Genomic DNA, 15054 nt, shown 5'->3' with positions numbered 1-15054 from the left:
TGACTCGAAACTCGCTCCTGCTTTTACCCTTTCTTCTTCAACCGACTCGCCAGCAGCTGATCCATGCCTCTAAACAGTGGCTGGGGCAGTTTGGTGATGGGGCCGGGGGCGGCGGCCAGTAATACGCTGCCAAGTTTGCCCATGGGGCGGGCGATGCGCGCAGGGCGTTTTTCGCAGGCTTCCACAATCCAGCCTGCCGCTTTCTTTACATGCATCATGGGCATGTATTTGTAGATGGCGGTACGGGAGGACATGGGAGTGCGCACCATGGGAAAATAGACCACCGTGGTGCTGATGCCTTGATGTCCCATTTCCGCCTGCAGTGAGCGAGTGAAGGATTCCAGCGCGCTCTTGCTGGCCAGATAGGCGGAAAACAGCGGGATGGGAATCTGGGTTGAGAGGCTGGAAATATTCACCACATGACCGTGCCCCTGCTCCAGAAAACGCGGCAGCAGTTTCAGTGTCATGGCAACGGCGCCGATATAGTTGAGTTGCACCGTGCGTTCAAAATCATGCAGCCGGTCCAGTGATTGTTCAATGGGACGGCGGATGGAGTGCGCAGCATTGTTCACCAGTGCATCAATCTGCGGTTGCTCGGCCAGGATACGGGTGGCACAGGCCTCGATGGCATTGTTGTCGCTCAGATCACAGGGGTAGATAGCGGCATAAGCGCCTTCCGCTTCCACCCGCTGCTGCACTTCTCGCAGCTGTTCCTCGCGGCGGGCCACCAGGCACAGCCTAGCACCACGTTTGGCCATCAGAATAGCGGCTTCTGCCCCAATGCCACTGGAGGCACCGGTGAGTACAATGGTCTGGCCGTTAAGTTTCATGTCTGCTCCCTGTGGTAAGACATTGAGTCTGCCGATGATCTTGCAGCGAGCCAAGGTCAAAACAGGACGAAGCCACCGTTAGTGGAATACCGATATGTGGAAACAGAAAACCTTGACGCTCCCGGCAAAACGCAGGGGTTGTCATCTGGTGACTCGGGAAGTGCTGGAACAACTGCCGGAGCTGGCCGGGATGAGGGTAGGACTGCTGCACTTGTTTATTCAGCACACCTCGGCATCGCTGACCATCAACGAGAATGCCGACCCGGATGTGCGCGGTGATCTGGAGCGTCACCTGAATGTGATGGTACCGGAAAATGCCCCCTACTATGAGCACACCCTGGAAGGCCCGGATGACATGCCGGCGCATATCAAGAGCGTGTTGATCGGTCCGTCGTTAAGTCTCCCCATTACTGATGGACGTTTGGCGCTAGGCACCTGGCAGGGCATCTATCTCTGTGAGCACCGTGATCACGGCGGAGCAAGAAGATTGGTGGCGACGATTCAGGGGGAATAAAGGCAGTTTTGAGTGACGAGTTTCGAGTTGCGAAAATCAAAGGAAAGACCATTGCGCCCGTGAAGGGGCTGGTTTTGCTCTTCGAAACTCGAAACTCGAAACTCATTTCGTTTTTCGTTATTTCGATATCCACTGCAGGAATTCGCGGCGCTCTTCCGGGGTGGCCTGATTCCATTGGGCTTTCAGGGTATCCAGATAGCTGGCGGCCGGGGTGGCTGCTTCTGCAGCAGCTGGGGCTGACGCTGCGACTTCGGCCTGTGGAGCCACGGTGTTGCTGGCCGGGGTGGTGACGGCTTCGCCGGTTACCGGTGCCAGGAAGCCGCGCTTGAGAATCAGCTCGGATTGTTCGGCGGCGACTTTCTCTCCGCTGGCGGTATTTTCCGCCCAGCCACTGAAGCTGTCTTCCATGGCGCGGGCGGCTTCTACATCTTTGGGTTGTTGGTAACCGAGCACCCACATATCACCGGGTTTGCCGTCGACAATGAAGTTGGCCGGGTTGGTTTTGACAATTTCATGGTTGTCCGCATCCAGCTGCCACAGTTCCTTGTAGTAGGCGAGAATTTCATAGCGGCCAGGGGTCAGTTTCAGGTCCTTGTAGTCGCTGGCGAAGAAGGTGTTTACCCCCTCGATTTCCTTGCCGTTTACGGTGAACACTTCCAGCTGGCTGGGCACCCGTACGGTAACGACCTGGGTGTCGGATTTTACCGGGCCATCATAGAGCTGAACTACCGGGCTGCGGGCGCAGGCGGAAAGCACCAGGGCGAAAAGGGCAACAACAATAATGCGCGGCGACAACATGATTTCTCCTGACTTGTCGGAAGCCCGCCAGTCTGGCGGGCAATAATGGCAATTCGGTGACAGCTTGCTGTGAAAACCGGGGATCAGAAACCCCAGCCATCCACGTTTCGGGGCGCAATGTCCCGATTGAGAGTACTCAGGCCCCGAGCGCAGCGCACAATCCACCAGAGGGTGATCAGCACCATCAGTAACCCGCCGATAAAGGCGAGGGTGGTGATGCCGGCAATGATGGAGTACAGCAGCCCGATCCAGAATGTGCGGTACTGGAAGCGAAAATGCTCACGCAGTGGGGCTGGGGCTTCTCCGGCATACAGGTGAGCGATGATGACTCCGGCGATGGCCGTGATGCCGCCTGTGATCAAGCCTACCAGATAAAGAACATAGACCGCTCTGGCCATGTTGGCCCGGGAATCCCCGTTCATCGGGGCTCACCTTTCATTGGCATTTTGGTGGCGCTTTCCCCTGCTTTGGCGTTGCAGGTGGTGACGCAGCTCTCCATGGTTTCAAAAGGCACGCTGCCCTTGCAGCCGCCCCAGGTGAATGCCTGGCATTCTCCGCTCTGGGCATCGAAGTAGTAGCGTTGGAAGGCAGCCTTGCACATACCAGATTCTGGTGGCTGGTAGCAGGCGTCCGGTAGCGGGGCCTCGGATTCCGTGTTTTGGCAGCCGCTCAGCAGGGCGGCAGTGGCAAGCAGTGCCAGTGAAACGTAGCGCATGATGTGTCCTTACTCTGTTCATGTTCAATGTGGCTACTTTACCGAACTCTTGCGCGGGTCGTAACCGGTTCCTGCATCCTGTCTTCAAGATGGGCTATGCTCCGGGAAAGACAACCAGAGAGAAGCGATCATGAGACAACGAATCAGCGGAGCGATCATCGTGCTTTCCCTGTTGCCATGGCAGCCCGTTGTGGCTGAGCCGCTGCAATTTGCTTTTTTGCAGATGGGGCAGTTGATGCTGAAGGATGAGCAGACCTCTATTCAGGTGGATGGCGAGACTCTGGACGGGAAGTATGACGATCTACCCTTGTTTACCGGTGGCGTGCAGCGGGTCCTGGGCGGTGACCGTTTCAGGTACGGCTATGAAGGTGGTGCGCTGATCAGCTGGCAGAATGACCGGGTCAGCTATTCCGGAGTGGTGGACGGCGGTACCACGATCAATATCAAGGTGGATAATGAATTACTGGTGTTTGGCACCTTGCTGGGGGCTTATGGCGATGTGCGGTTAGGGCAGCATGCGCGTGTTTATCTCTCTGGTGGGCCGATGTTACTGGTCGCGTCCTTGAAGCAGGACAAGCCCGACACCCTGCCGCAGCCTCTCAGCAGTACCGTCGTGATCAACGGTGATGAGCGTGATACCAGTTTTGGGTATGGCGCTTATGGTTCGGCTGGCTTGATCTTTACTCTGACCAATAATGCGGAGTTCGGGGTTGTTGTGCGCGAGCAGGCGGTGGAGATAGATTTCAATGATGCTATCGCCGATTTTCCTTATGAAGGCACGCAGTACATGCTGAGTCTTGGGTATCGGATGTGAAAATCAGCTACGAGCTACGAGCTACGAGCTGCGAGGAGCAACTTTCAAGTTTCAAGTTGCAACGCGACAGCGTTTTACAGCCTCTTAAAGCTTGGAGGCCGCGCCCATCATCTGAGCGCGGCCTCTAACATTTCAGGAGAAAATCAACTTTGCCCGCGTTGAAACTTGCAATTTGTAACTTGCACCCCCTCAATCTGCCCGCATGTGTTTCTGATCTCTTGGCAAAGTGTCGTTCTTCAGACGGATCACGGTTTTTTGCAATAGCAGATTATTGGGCAGGGTATAGCGATGCCCCAGCTCATCCTGAATGGTGATAAAGATCAGGCCCATGTGACGTATCTGTCCGGTGACGGTGTTGTCCCCGTCCAGCAGACGAATACGGTCCCCTACCCGGTAGGGCGCACTGAAAAACAGAATGATGGCGGCAGTGGCATTGCTGAGCATGGACCAGCTGGCAAACAGGGCGACACCAAGCAGGGCCATCAGTGAGGTGGCAAAGACCATCAGGCCATCACCGTTCAGCCCCCACAACACCCCAGTGGCAATCAGACTGATTATCAGGCAGGCGGTGTTGATCACCACTGCGGTCTGGAAGATGCGTGCCCGGCTGTATTCTCGGCGACGTCCCAGTCGTGTGGTGATGCCACGCAACAATGCAGAAAGTGCCCAGGCCAATACCAGAATGACTGCGGTCAGCAGCCATTTCATGCCAATCGATTCCATAGTGTGTTAGCCGTGCTTGCCAGAAACAAAGGGGTTGTTGAGTCGCTCATGGCCAATGGTGGACATGGGGCCGTGGCCTGGGATGAACGATACATCGTCATCCAGTGTCAGCAGCTTGTCCTTGATGGCATTGATCAGGGTGTCGAAATCTCCCTTGGGAAAATCGGTGCGGCCAATGGAGCCGTTGAATAGCACATCACCTACCACCACCAGCTTGCTTTCCGGTTGATAGAACACCACATGGCCGGGTGTGTGGCCGGGGCAATGGCGCACTTCGAACTGTGTGTCACCCACAGTGATGCTGTCGCCATCTTTCAGCCAGCGATCCGGGGTGAACGGCTTTGAAGGGGGGAACCCCATCATCTGTGCCTGCTGGGGCAGCATGTCGATCCAGAACTGGTCATCCTTGTGCGGGCCCTCAATAGGCAGGCCCAACGCCTCTGCCAGCTCAGCCACGGCCCCCACATGATCCAGATGGGCATGGGTCACCAGTATCTTTTCCGGGGTTCCGCCTACTTGCTTGAGGGCTTCGAGAATCTTGTCCAGATCCCCGCCCGGATCGACGATGGCCACCTTGTTGGTGGCTTCGCATTTCAGGAAGGAGCAGTTCTGCTGGAACTGGGTAACAGGCAGGATGGCATATTTCATGGCAGTCAGTCGGCTTGTATCGGTTTGTGGCTGTGGCGGCAGTATAGCTTTCCTGCATGCCGGCCTGCATGTCCAGACAAGTAAAAATATTTGCAAATTCAGACCTGGGAGGGGGGTTGCGGTAACCACCGGAGTGCTATTTTAGGGGTCTTTAAATATGACGTCTAAGGAAGGAACGATGGAAATGGAACAGATCCAGCCTTATCTGGATAAGGCGATTGAGCTGGGTATGACCTATCTGCCCAAGGTGGTGCTGGCGATCATTACCCTGATTGTCGGTTTCTGGATCATCAAACGAATTGGTAAGGGGCTGGGCAAGGTGTTGGGGCATCAGGCCATCGATACGTCTTTGCAGAAGTTTCTTACCAGTTTGGTGGATGTGTTACTGAAGATCCTGCTGCTGGTAGCCGTAGCCGGTATGGTGGGGATCGAAACGACCTCCTTTATTGCCATGCTGGGTGCCATCGGCCTTGCTGTGGGACTGGCGTTGCAGGGTAGCCTGGGCAATCTGGCTGGCGGGGTATTAATCCTGTTCTTCAAGCCCTACCGGGTGGGTGACATCATCGAAGCCCAGGGGCACATGGGCAAGGTGCATGATATCCAGATCTTCACCACCATCCTGATCACCTACGATAACCAGCGTATCGTGATCCCCAACGGGTTGATGTCCAATGGCTGTATCAAGAATGTTTTCTGTGAGCCACAGCGGCGGGTCGATATCGAGTTCGGTATCAGTTACGGAGACAGTATCGAAGAGGCAAGGGCGGCGATTCAATCGGTGATTGATAGCGATGACCGTATTCTGACCGATGGTGCCTTTGTGCCAAATATCTTTGTTTCTGCCCACGCAGACAGCAGCATCAATATGCTGACTCGTGTCTGGGTGAATTCGGAAGATTACTGGCCGGTGTATTTCGGCTTGTTCGAGCAGGTGAAATACGCCTTCGACAAGGCAGGGATCACCATCCCGTTCCCGCAGCGGGATGTGCATTTGTTTCAGCAGTCATGAGGAGCAAGTTGCAAGAGGCAAGTTGCAACGCGGATTAGGGTTCACGGTTATTGAAGGTAAGAGGCCGCGCCCAGCCTATGGGCGCGGCCTCTTGCGTTTCAAGAAGGACGGGGATGATCGCGTTGCAACTTGAAACTTTTAACTTGCAACTCGTTTCTCGATCGTTACCGGCAACCCGTCCTTCGGCATGATCAGTGGGACTTGCTGGGTGGGGACTTCGTAGCCGGGTTTGACGCTGACCTTGTACTGTTTCAGGAAATGGAACAGGAAGGTCTTGGTCTGCAGTTCGGCGAAGTTCAAGCCCAGGCATTTATGGTGGCCGCCGCCGAAGGGGAGCCACTGATAGAAGTGCTGTTTGTGCTCGGCGCGTTCGTCGCTGAAGCGTTCCGGATCAAACCTGTGCGGGTGGCTCCAGTACTCTTCCATGTAGTGGGTATAGAGTGTGGATACGTTCACCAGGGTGTTGCGTGGCAGGGTATAGCCCTGGAAGGTCACGTCCTTAACGGTACGGCGCGGGAAGGTGGTCAGCGGCGGACGCATGCGTAGAGTTTCCTTGAATATCCATCCGGTTTTTTCCAGTTTGCCCAGGTCATCATAGTCCAGGGCATCCTTATCCAGAGACTGCATTTCTTCGAACAGAATGTCCTGCCACTCCGGATGTTTCGCGAGCATGTAGATGACCGAACATAGAGTGCTGGTAGTGGTGTCGTGGGCAGCGAACAACAGGAAGATCATGTGGTTCATCACATCGCGGTCACTGAGCCCGCCTTCCTCGTCGGCGGCCTTGCACAACTCGCTGAAAAAGTCGCTCTGGTCGCTGTTGCGCTTTTCCGGAATCAGGCCGGTGACAAAGTTTTCCAGGTAGCGGCGTCCCTTCATGCCGCGGTACCAGAGGGTGCCAGGGATCTCGACCCGCAGAACCGCCAGTGATGCTTCGGTGGCGTCGATAAAGGACTGGTTGACCTTGTCCGATTCCGGGCCCATTTCCAGACCAAAGAAAATCTGCGCGCCTACGTCCAGCAGTAGTGTCTTGATGTGGTCGAGAAACTTGATCTCCGTGCCGGTGGGCCAGTGCTGAATCTCGTTGCCGATGTGCGCATTCATGCGATCCAGATAGCTGGCCAGCGCGGGCTTCTTGAACGCCTGTTGCATGATGCGGCGGTGGAACTTGTGGTCGGCAAAATCCCGCAACATCAGGCCGTCGGTGAACAGCTTTTCCAGAATCGGGTTCCAGGCGGCACGGCTGGAAAACACGTGATCCGGATCCTTGAGCACAAACTCGTTGGCTTCCGGGCCGAGCAGGGTCACGCCGCGCTGGAACAGGACCGAGCCCTTGAATACCAGGCCATACTTTTTCGCCCGGTCGGTCACCAGCTTGTGGTAGTCCTTGAGGAACGGAATCGTCTCGCCTAGCAGTGGCCAGCCATAATCACCGGGGATATCTTCCAGGTGACGCTGGGGCATGCGGGGGAGCAGGTTAGCCTCTTGCTGGGCGCTTTCCATACGATTCATGTCGTTCTCCGGATAAACATAATGTATAGATTGAATTTACCCCTGCTGTGCCAGACAGAACAGGGGGCTGTCGGCCACGGTCAATTCGTGCTGTTCTGCCCAGCCGCCGGGCAGTTGCCGTGTTAGTATCAGAGCGATAACAAGGAGACCTGATATGACCAAGCCTGCGGCGCAATTCGAGCCACTGGCCCTGGCGGTGCTTACCGTCAGTGACACCCGTACCCCGGAAACGGATACCTCCGGTGATTTACTGGTCGCTCGACTGGAGGGTGCAGGGCACCGTTTGGTGAGACGGCAGATTGTCAAAGATGACGTTTACCAGCTGCGCAAGGTGGTGTCGGACTGGATTGCCGATGAGGAAGTGCAGGGAATCTTGACCACTGGCGGTACCGGTTTTTCGGGCCGAGACTCTACCCCGGAAGCGTTGTCGGTACTGTTCGACAAGCATATCGAAGGGTTTGGGGAGTTGTTTCGTCAGGTCAGTGTGGAGGACATCGGTACCTCCACGGTACAGTCCCGTTGCCTTGCCGGGTTGGCCAACCGTACGGTGATTTTTTGTCTGCCGGGCTCCAATAATGCCTGTGCTACTGGTTGGGATCGCATCATTCAGGAGCAGCTGGACGCCCGGCATCGTCCCTGTAATTTTGTCGGGCAGGTCAGACGGTGAGTGCGCCGCGCCCGCTAATGCCCGTGGCCGAGGCCCTCGAGCGGCTTCTGGCGGCAGCCAAGCCATTTAAGGCGGTTCAGGATATTTCCCTGAATGACGCCCGAGGACAATATTTGGCAAGCCCGGTGCAGGCCCGTGTAGACGTGCCGGCCTTCGATAATGCGGCGGTGGATGGTGTGGCATTGCGCTATGACGATCTGGATGAGCCCGGGCTAACGCTGCCGATGCATTTGCGTGTAGCGGCGGGTGACCCGCCTGCTACCTTGATGCCCGGCCAGGTGGCACGGATTTTTACGGGTGCGCCGGTACCGTCGGGTGCTGACACCGTGCTGATGCAGGAAGACTGTGAAATTGCGGATGGCCGTGTGCGCTTGCCGGGTAAGGACAGCGTCAAGGCTGGTGATAATATCCGTCCCGCCGGTCAGGATGCCCGTCGCAATGATGCGGTCATTGAGCGAGGAGAGCGATTAACTCCGCAAGCGGTGGGGCTGATCGCGTCAGTGGGCGAATCCCGCGTGACCATCAATGCGCCACGTATTCTCGTACTGACCACGGGCGATGAGCTTCAGAAGCCGGAAGAGGCACCGCAGCCGGGCAAGATTTACGACAGTAATGGCCCCCAGCTGGAGCAGCTGCTGATCCAGAGTGGCTTCCCGAATGTGCTGCGGGAGCATCTGCCGGATGCCCCCGAATTAATCCGCAATGCACTGACGCGTTATCTGACTGATCCTCAGCAGCGCCCTGACGTGATTATTTCTACCGGTGGCGTTTCGGTTGGGGAAGAGGATCACCTGCGAGCAGTGCTTGAGACACACGGCAGACTGGATTTCTGGCGCCTTGCGATCAAGCCCGGTAAGCCTTTTACCTTTGGTGAAGTGGACGGATTGCCGTTCTTCGGTTTGCCCGGCAACCCCTCTGCGGTATTGGTGTGCTATCTAATGCTGGTACTGCCAACCCTGCGACGTGCTTGCGGTCTGGAAAAGGTACTTCCGGAACCTGTGCCTTTGCCGGCGAAGTTTTCCATCAGCAAGCCCGGTAAGCGACAGGAATACCTGCGAGTGCGGTGTGTTCCCGGCCAGCAATCGCTGGTGTTGGAAAAACACCCCAATCAGAGCTCGGGAATGCTCAGTTCCGCTGTCTGGGCAGATGGTCTTGCGGTGGTGCCTGTGAATGAAACAGTCTTTCCCGGAGATGAGCTGGATTATTTCTCCTTTGCCGATTTGCTTTAAAGGTTCAATGGAATGATTGTTTCGTCTATGACGTTCTTCTTGCTTGCCATTGCTGCATCAATGGCGCTTTTCTGGGGCGCTATTATTTTCTTTTTGCGCAAGAAAAAGTGGGTCGCCATGGCGGCATCTGTTTTCGTTGTTCCTGCTCTGTGTCTGGGGGCTGGGCGTTTCTTTCCCATGGTCTACCAGGTGAGTGATTGTGACAGCTATCAGGTTGGGGTGCTGCTTTTCCCCAAGGAGCAGCAGCATGGATGGTTGTTTTATGGTGCGGGAAGCTATGTTCAGAATCGAGGAGGTGAGGGGCTCGTAGTGTTTCCTGTCGAGTATCGGCGACTCGTTTCCGGAGTGAGTGGCAGCGGAGATCGTCGGGATGAAGAACACATGTATTCGGTTGCCGCTGATGAACAGATTCACCTGCCCATTCAGGCGATTACTTATACCTTTGCCGAACCGCCGAGCTATCGCGGGGGTGATTATCGAGACAGGGAAACCGTTTATGTAATGGAGTGTGTTTCGCGTCTTTATTCGGCGATCTGATAACTTCTTGCCTCATTCGCTTCTAAAGCTTAAAGGATTTGTATTATGACTCTTGAATCTGCGCTGTTGGCTCGTGCTGACTCCAAGTGCGAATTATGTGGTGCGGCCAGCGGCCTGAGCGTGTATCCGGTACCGCCAACATCGGATGGAACTGCGGAACAATCCGCCTTGTTGTGTGAGGCCTGCCAGTACCAGATTGATAACCCGGGCAATGAGGACGCGAACCATTGGCGCTGCCTGAATGACAGCATGTGGAGCCAACAGCCGGCCGTTCAGGTGCTGGCATGGCGGATGCTCACTCGACTGCGCGCCGAGGGCTGGCCGCAGGATCTGCTCGATATGCTGTATCTGGAAGAGGATGTGCTTGAGTGGGCCCAGGCTACCGGCGAAGGTGCCGTGGAAGAGCAGGGTGTTCAGCATCGTGACAGTAATGGGGCCGTGCTGGAAGCCGGCGATTCTGTCACGCTGATCAAGGATCTGAATGTGAAGGGCGCCAATTTTACCGCCAAGCGCGGTACGGCGGTACGCAATATTTCACTGGTACATGACAACCCGGAGCAGATTGAAGGCCGGGTGGAAGGGCAGCGTATCGTGATTCTTACCCAGTTTGTGAAGAAGAATTAATGACCGCAACGTTGGTGCTGGGTGGAATTCGTTCGGGCAAGAGTGAGCAGGCTGAACGGTTGGCACAAGACCAGGGTGGCCCGGTGGTGTATGTGGCCACAGCGACCATTGGCGATGCGGAAATGCAGGAGCGGGTGCGGGTGCACAAGATGCGCCGCCCGCCGCAATGGTGGCTGGAGGAAGAGCCGCTGTCACTGGGCGGCGTGCTGCGTAGCAAGGCATTGATGAATCCGCCGCCGACGCTGCTGATAGATTGCATGAGTCTGTGGGTGAGCAACCTGCTGCACGCTGGTGACAGTGTGTTTGCCCGCGAGCGCGACAATTTCCTGTCGGCGTTGGTGAGCTATCCGGGGCTGGTGGTGATTGTCAGCAATGAAGTGGGGCTGGGGACGATTGGCATGGACCCGCTCACCCGACGTTTTGCCGATGAACTGGGCTGGTTGAACCAGTCCCTGGCCCGGCGGTGTGACAAGGTATTGTTAACCGTTGCCGGGATTGCCCAGACGCTCAAAGGCGAGCCGTAGCGCCTGCTATAGGAGCGCCAGCGAGTAACGAGTAACGAGTTTCGAGTCGCGAAAGTCAAACTCCTTCAAAGCCTTCCGGGCTGGATGTTTGGGTTTTCGAAACTCGCTTCTCGAAACTCGAAACTGGTTTGTTCGCGCCTCAAGCGGCGCTCCTAAGCCGACTAGCCGTGTGAGACCAGGCAGCTCAGTGTGCCGAATTCGGTTTGATCCAGTCGCACCTGGGAACGATTGGCAAAAGGCACATGGAAACCGGCCATGGCGTTGCTGGGGGTGAGGCCCAGAACATGTCCCAGTACCATGCGAATCACCCCACCGTGACACACCAGTAGCACTTTCTGTCCTGCCAATTCCTGGCTCCAGTGCTGCCAGGCCGTACCGATGCGCTGATAAAAATCCTGAACGGTTTCTGCATTGGGTGGCGGATAATTTTCGGCATCGCGCCAGAAGTTGGCTTGATGATCGCCATACTCCTGTGCCACCTGTTCGCGAGTTTTTCCTTCCCAGTCGCCAAAACAGATTTCCTTGAAGCCCTCTGCGACAGTGACAGGAACCTTCAATTGTGCCGAAAGCTCGCTGGCAAACTCGCGACAGCGCAACAACGGTGAGGTGAGGATGTGATCCCACTCTTCGTCTTTGCCAATGGCATCACGCATTTGCTGCCAGCCCAATTCGCTGAGCGGGTCATCCCGATGGCCGCGATACTTGTGGCCGCCGGCTGGCTCGCCGTGGCGGATCAGATCGAAAAACGTCGTGGTCATGTCAGTCGTTCCCGCTGTTGCTGACGCCAGCATCGGCAAAGGTGGCCATGTGATTGTGCAGAGCACAGGCGCTGCGTAGCAGCGGTACCGCCACAGCGGCACCGCTGCCTTCCCCCAAGCGCATGCCCAGATCCAGTAGCGGTTCTGCGTTCAGGGCGTCCAGCACCAGCCGGTGACCGGGCTCCTGTGAACGATGGGCATACAACAGCCAGTCCGTCAGTTCAGGGCGCAGGCGTACTGCGGCCAGCGCAGCCACAGACACAATGAAACCGTCCACCAGCACAGGAACCCCCCGTACCGCACAGCCAATGAATGCCCCGGCGATAGCGGCGATTTCGAAACCGCCCAGGGAGGCGAGGCAGGTGAGCGGAGCGGGGTCGTCGCCGTGACGGGCCAGGGCCCGTTCAATCACGGTGACCTTGCGCTGGACACCGTTGCTATCCAGCCCGGTACCGGGGCCCGCCAGCGCTGCCGGTGCGGCCCCCAGCAGGGCACAGGCCAGGGCACTGGCGCTGGTGGTATTGCCGATACCCATCTCGCCGGCAATGAAAAGCTGGCTGCCCTTATCGGCGGCGCGCCGGGCGGCCTTGTCGCCCGCCAGCAGGGCCTGCTGCAGCTGGGCATCGCACATGGCCGCCTGCTCGGCAAGGTTGGCGGTACCGGGGGCGATCTGCTCATCGATGACGCCGTCGGTGAGGGGCGGGGGGGTGGCCGTGCCCAGATTGATCACCTCCAGTTGGGCATTCAGTTCCCGGGCCATGACACTGATGGCCGCGCCGCCGGTGACGAAGTTGGCAATCATCTGCCCGGTGACTTCCTGGGGAAACAGCGAGATGCCCTCCGCGCAGACACCATGATCGGCGGCAAAGACGGCAATACTGACCCGGTCCGCAGCCGGAGTGTTGGTCTGCTGAAGCGACGCCAGGGTGACGGCAAGCTGCTCCAGTTGTCCCAATGAGCCCGCCGGTTTGGTGAGCTGTGCCTGATGGTCCAGGGCGCTCTGGCGATGCGACTGGCTGGCGGTGGCGATGGCATCTTGCCAGGGAAAATATGTACTCAAGACGGGCTCCCGAAATCGGTGCTGGGGCAGGAAAGCGGCAAATCCTCTGCCCACGGCCAGGGAGTGTCAAGTACACTGCCCGGCGTTTGCCGCCGAAACCGTCAGGAAAAACCGTGTCGTTATCGCTGTTATCCGCCGCACTTGTGGCCCTGCTGCTGGATGCCATTCTGGGTGAGCCTCGTCGTGCGCATCCGTTGGTGGTGGTGGGCCGTTGGGCTGCCTGTCTGGAGCAGCGGGGTAACCGTCATGGCGGCAGTGTTGTGGCCGGTGGAATCGCGTTGTTGTGCGTCATCCTGCCCGTCATGTTGATGGTGGTGTTGCTGCTGGCGTGGCTGCCGGGTTGGGCGAGTTGGTGTTTTCAGGTGCTGGGCCTGTGGTCGGTCATTGGCGGGCGGAGTCTGATCGAGCACGGGCGGGCGGTTGAACAGCCGCTCGTGGCGGGCGATCTGCACACCGCGCGGGAGCAGGTGGCCCGGATGGTCAGCCGTGATTGTGAGGCACTGGACGAAGAGGGGGTGGCCAAAGCGGCCACGGAATCCCTGTTGGAAAACGGCGCCGATGCGGTTTTTGCGTCATTGTTCTGGTTTCTGGTGGCGGGCCTGCCCGGCGCGGTGTTGCATCGACTGGTGAATACCCTGGATGCCATGTGGGGCTATCGCACCTCACGTTTTGAACGGTTCGGCAAGGTGGCGGCACGGTTGGATGACCTGCTGGGCTGGTTGCCGGCCCGGCTGACGGCATTCAGTTATGCCCTGTGCGGGCATTTTTCGGGTGCCATGGCCTGCTGGCGGCGGCAAGCTCCCTCTTGCGACAGCCCCAATGCCGGGCCGGTGATGGCCGCTGGTGCCGGGGCGCTGCAGGTGCGACTGGGAGGCGCCACCCGCTATCACGGTGAGTGGAAAGACAAGCCCGTGTTGGGCTGTGGGCAACAGGCCAGTGCCCATAGCATCGATGCAGCCATCCGCTTGGTGCGCCGCAGTATGGGGTTGTGGGTTGTTGCCATGCTGGCTGTGGCACTGGTGGCCGGCCCATGAGTCTGTCAGCGAACAACCTCCACGGTGGTCGCCTCAATGCGGCCGTCAGGCGTTGGGGAATTCCCCGCAGTGACTGGCTGGATCTGTCCACGGGCATCAGCCCCTGGTCTTGGCCGGTGCCGGCCATGCCGGAGGAGGTATGGCGGCGGTTGCCGGAAGACGATGATGGGTTGCTGGCTGTGTGTCGGCGGGTGTTGTCTCTGCCGGATGAGGCGGGTTGTCTGCCGGTGCCGGGTAGCCAGATGGCGCTGCAGAATCTGCCCCGGTTGCGCTCGCCCGGTCGGGTGGGAGTGCCAGTGCCGGGCTATGCCGAGCATGGTCTGGCCTGGTCGCGCCAGGGGCATGAGGTGGTGGCCCTGGCGGAGTCGGCCATCGACGCTGCCTTGCCTTCCCTGGATGTGCTGGTATGCATCAACCCCAACAATCCCACCGGCACCCTGTTCCCCTGGGAAACCCTGTTGCGCTGGCATAAGGCGTTGGCCAGTCGGGGTGGCTGGCTGGTGGTGGACGAAGCGTTCATGGAAGCCTGTGATGGGGTGTCGTTAGTCACGCAGACGCATCGGCCGGGGCTGGTGGTGCTGCGTTCGCTGGGCAAGTTCTATGGCTTGGCCGGCGCGCGTGCCGGGCTGCTGTTGGCACCGCCTGCGCTGTGCGAGCAGATGCAGATCCTGCTGGGCCCTTGGGCACTCAGTCACCCGGCACGATTTCTGATGGCCTCGGCGCTGGCGGACACACAGTGGCAACAACAGCAAAAGGGGCGACTGCGACAGGCACGGCAACGGCTGACCGCATTGCTCGCGGACGCCGGGATCTCCTCATCGGGGGCCTGTGATCTGTTTGCCTGGTGTCCCCGGGCGGACGCGTTCTTGTGCATGGAAAGGCTGGCCCGTCAGGGCATCCTGGTGCGTGAATTTCGAGAGCCCGCCGCCCTGCGCATCGGCTTGCCGGCCAGCGAGGACCAGTGGCAGCGTCTTGCCCGTGCGCTGGTCTGAATCGCACTGTCGACATATTCATGGCCACTTGAGCGCTGCTCATACTGGGCGATAGTGTTTGCCAAA

19 protein-coding genes are annotated in these 15054 nt (G+C 58.0%); 10 read left to right on the top strand and 9 right to left on the bottom strand.

The window, feature by feature from the left end; translation table 11 throughout:
- Positions 1–23: 23 nt before the first annotated feature.
- The gene (locus Y5S_RS16235) at positions 24–830 is read right to left on the bottom strand and encodes an SDR family NAD(P)-dependent oxidoreductase (protein ID WP_035234512.1); all 807 of its coding nucleotides are present in this window, start codon (positions 828–830) and stop codon (positions 24–26) included.
- A 94-nt stretch (positions 831–924) separates the two neighbouring features.
- Between Y5S_RS16235 and Y5S_RS16230 the strand changes: the two genes are divergently transcribed.
- Positions 925–1344 (top strand): secondary thiamine-phosphate synthase enzyme YjbQ, encoded by a 420-nt coding sequence (locus Y5S_RS16230; RefSeq protein ID WP_035234511.1) that lies wholly within the window; start codon positions 925–927, stop codon positions 1342–1344.
- 117 nt (positions 1345–1461) lie between these two features.
- Here the strand turns inward: Y5S_RS16230 and Y5S_RS16225 are convergent, their stop codons facing one another.
- From Y5S_RS16225 to Y5S_RS16215, 3 genes are all read right to left on the bottom strand, one after another.
- A complete protein-coding gene (locus Y5S_RS16225; protein WP_035234510.1) occupies positions 1462–2142 on the bottom strand; it encodes a DUF2057 domain-containing protein in 681 nt (226 codons plus the stop codon).
- Positions 2143–2225: 83 nt separating this feature from the next.
- Positions 2226–2564 (bottom strand): DUF4870 family protein, encoded by a 339-nt coding sequence (locus Y5S_RS16220; protein WP_035234509.1) that lies wholly within the window; start codon positions 2562–2564, stop codon positions 2226–2228.
- Complete coding sequence (locus Y5S_RS16215; RefSeq protein ID WP_035234508.1) at positions 2561–2857, bottom strand: BPTI/Kunitz domain-containing protein; 297 nt, start codon at positions 2855–2857, stop codon at positions 2561–2563. The genes Y5S_RS16220 and Y5S_RS16215 overlap by 4 nt, the downstream gene beginning before the upstream one ends.
- A gap of 130 nt (positions 2858–2987) precedes the next feature.
- Here Y5S_RS16215 and Y5S_RS16210 point away from each other — a divergent pair, with 130 nt between their 5' ends.
- Positions 2988–3671, top strand: coding sequence for a hypothetical protein (locus Y5S_RS16210; protein ID WP_035234507.1), 684 nt, complete (start codon positions 2988–2990; stop codon positions 3669–3671).
- Positions 3672–3860: 189 nt separating this feature from the next.
- Here Y5S_RS16210 and Y5S_RS16205 read toward each other — a convergent pair whose 3' ends face one another.
- Together Y5S_RS16205 and Y5S_RS16200 are read right to left on the bottom strand one after the other, a co-directional pair.
- The gene (locus Y5S_RS16205) at positions 3861–4379 is read right to left on the bottom strand and encodes a mechanosensitive ion channel domain-containing protein (RefSeq protein WP_231552723.1); all 519 of its coding nucleotides are present in this window, start codon (positions 4377–4379) and stop codon (positions 3861–3863) included.
- Positions 4380–4400: 21 nt separating this feature from the next.
- The gene (locus tag Y5S_RS16200) at positions 4401–5042 is read right to left on the bottom strand and encodes an MBL fold metallo-hydrolase (protein ID WP_035234503.1); all 642 of its coding nucleotides are present in this window, start codon (positions 5040–5042) and stop codon (positions 4401–4403) included.
- Between the two features lie 178 nt (positions 5043–5220).
- Between Y5S_RS16200 and Y5S_RS16195 the strand changes: the two genes are divergently transcribed.
- Complete coding sequence (locus tag Y5S_RS16195; protein ID WP_035234501.1) at positions 5221–6051, top strand: mechanosensitive ion channel family protein; 831 nt, start codon at positions 5221–5223, stop codon at positions 6049–6051.
- Positions 6052–6189: 138 nt separating this feature from the next.
- Here the strand turns inward: Y5S_RS16195 and Y5S_RS16190 are convergent, their stop codons facing one another.
- Positions 6190–7563, bottom strand: a complete 1374-nt coding sequence (locus tag Y5S_RS16190) for a cytochrome P450 (protein WP_035234499.1) — start codon at positions 7561–7563, stop codon at positions 6190–6192.
- A gap of 154 nt (positions 7564–7717) precedes the next feature.
- Here Y5S_RS16190 and moaB point away from each other — a divergent pair, with 154 nt between their 5' ends.
- From moaB to cobU, 5 genes are read left to right on the top strand one after another with little or no spacing between them, the layout of a single operon-like run.
- A complete protein-coding gene (moaB, locus tag Y5S_RS16185; protein WP_035234497.1) occupies positions 7718–8230 on the top strand; it encodes a molybdenum cofactor biosynthesis protein B in 513 nt (170 codons plus the stop codon).
- Positions 8227–9459, top strand: a complete 1233-nt coding sequence (locus Y5S_RS16180; protein ID WP_231552722.1) for a molybdopterin molybdotransferase MoeA — start codon at positions 8227–8229, stop codon at positions 9457–9459. Before moaB ends, Y5S_RS16180 begins: the two co-directional genes overlap by 4 nt.
- A gap of 12 nt (positions 9460–9471) precedes the next feature.
- Positions 9472–9996: a hypothetical protein gene (locus Y5S_RS16175; protein WP_156107817.1), complete on the top strand. Its 525-nt coding sequence runs from the start codon at positions 9472–9474 to the stop codon at positions 9994–9996.
- 45 nt (positions 9997–10041) lie between these two features.
- Positions 10042–10620, top strand: a complete 579-nt coding sequence (locus tag Y5S_RS16170) for a PhnA domain-containing protein (RefSeq protein ID WP_035234493.1) — start codon at positions 10042–10044, stop codon at positions 10618–10620.
- Complete coding sequence (gene cobU / locus Y5S_RS16165; protein ID WP_035234492.1) at positions 10620–11144, top strand: bifunctional adenosylcobinamide kinase/adenosylcobinamide-phosphate guanylyltransferase; 525 nt, start codon at positions 10620–10622, stop codon at positions 11142–11144. The genes Y5S_RS16170 and cobU overlap by 1 nt, the downstream gene beginning before the upstream one ends.
- 161 nt (positions 11145–11305) lie before the next feature.
- Here cobU and Y5S_RS16160 read toward each other — a convergent pair whose 3' ends face one another.
- Positions 11306–11902, bottom strand: a complete 597-nt coding sequence (locus Y5S_RS16160) for a histidine phosphatase family protein (RefSeq protein ID WP_035234491.1) — start codon at positions 11900–11902, stop codon at positions 11306–11308.
- 1 nt (position 11903) lies between these two features.
- Positions 11904–12962, bottom strand: coding sequence for a nicotinate-nucleotide--dimethylbenzimidazole phosphoribosyltransferase (gene cobT / locus Y5S_RS16155; RefSeq protein ID WP_052041661.1), 1059 nt, complete (start codon positions 12960–12962; stop codon positions 11904–11906).
- Positions 12963–13075: 113 nt separating this feature from the next.
- Between cobT and cbiB the strand changes: the two genes are divergently transcribed.
- Together cbiB and cobD are read left to right on the top strand one after the other, a co-directional pair.
- Positions 13076–13996, top strand: coding sequence for an adenosylcobinamide-phosphate synthase CbiB (gene cbiB, locus Y5S_RS16150; RefSeq protein WP_035234490.1), 921 nt, complete (start codon positions 13076–13078; stop codon positions 13994–13996).
- Positions 13993–14988 carry a threonine-phosphate decarboxylase CobD gene (cobD, locus tag Y5S_RS16145; RefSeq protein ID WP_035234489.1) on the top strand — a complete coding sequence of 332 codons (996 nt, stop codon included), beginning with the start codon at positions 13993–13995 and terminating at the stop codon, positions 14986–14988. Before cbiB ends, cobD begins: the two co-directional genes overlap by 4 nt.
- The last annotated feature ends 66 nt before the right edge of the window (positions 14989–15054 follow it).

The sequence above is a fragment of the Alcanivorax nanhaiticus genome, assembly GCF_000756665.1.
In the GTDB taxonomy this organism is placed as follows: Bacteria; Pseudomonadota; Gammaproteobacteria; order Pseudomonadales; family Alcanivoracaceae; genus Alcanivorax; species Alcanivorax nanhaiticus.
This window is presented reverse-complemented; position numbering and strand designations above follow the sequence as displayed.

Bases quoted from the DNA above. Each gene is read 5' to 3' on its own strand.
- Y5S_RS16220 (WP_035234509.1), bottom strand. From the start codon at position 2,564: ATGAACGGGGATTCCCGGGCCAACATGGCCAGAGCGGTCTATGTTCTT.
- Y5S_RS16195 (WP_035234501.1), top strand. From the start codon at position 5,221: ATGGAAATGGAACAGATCCAGCCTTATCTGGATAAGGCGATTGAGCTG.
- cobU (WP_035234492.1), top strand. From the start codon at position 10,620: ATGACCGCAACGTTGGTGCTGGGTGGAATTCGTTCGGGCAAGAGTGAG.
- cobD (WP_035234489.1), top strand. From the start codon at position 13,993: ATGAGTCTGTCAGCGAACAACCTCCACGGTGGTCGCCTCAATGCGGCC.
- Y5S_RS16225 (WP_035234510.1), bottom strand. From the start codon at position 2,142: ATGTTGTCGCCGCGCATTATTGTTGTTGCCCTTTTCGCCCTGGTGCTT.
- moaB (WP_035234497.1), top strand. From the start codon at position 7,718: ATGACCAAGCCTGCGGCGCAATTCGAGCCACTGGCCCTGGCGGTGCTT.
- Y5S_RS16230 (WP_035234511.1), top strand. From the start codon at position 925: ATGTGGAAACAGAAAACCTTGACGCTCCCGGCAAAACGCAGGGGTTGT.
- Y5S_RS16175 (WP_156107817.1), top strand. From the start codon at position 9,472: ATGATTGTTTCGTCTATGACGTTCTTCTTGCTTGCCATTGCTGCATCA.
- Y5S_RS16170 (WP_035234493.1), top strand. From the start codon at position 10,042: ATGACTCTTGAATCTGCGCTGTTGGCTCGTGCTGACTCCAAGTGCGAA.
- Y5S_RS16160 (WP_035234491.1), bottom strand. From the start codon at position 11,902: ATGACCACGACGTTTTTCGATCTGATCCGCCACGGCGAGCCAGCCGGC.
- Y5S_RS16190 (WP_035234499.1), bottom strand. From the start codon at position 7,563: ATGAATCGTATGGAAAGCGCCCAGCAAGAGGCTAACCTGCTCCCCCGC.
- Y5S_RS16205 (WP_231552723.1), bottom strand. From the start codon at position 4,379: ATGAAATGGCTGCTGACCGCAGTCATTCTGGTATTGGCCTGGGCACTT.
- Y5S_RS16235 (WP_035234512.1), bottom strand. From the start codon at position 830: ATGAAACTTAACGGCCAGACCATTGTACTCACCGGTGCCTCCAGTGGC.
- Y5S_RS16215 (WP_035234508.1), bottom strand. From the start codon at position 2,857: ATGCGCTACGTTTCACTGGCACTGCTTGCCACTGCCGCCCTGCTGAGC.
- Y5S_RS16200 (WP_035234503.1), bottom strand. From the start codon at position 5,042: ATGAAATATGCCATCCTGCCTGTTACCCAGTTCCAGCAGAACTGCTCC.
- Y5S_RS16210 (WP_035234507.1), top strand. From the start codon at position 2,988: ATGAGACAACGAATCAGCGGAGCGATCATCGTGCTTTCCCTGTTGCCA.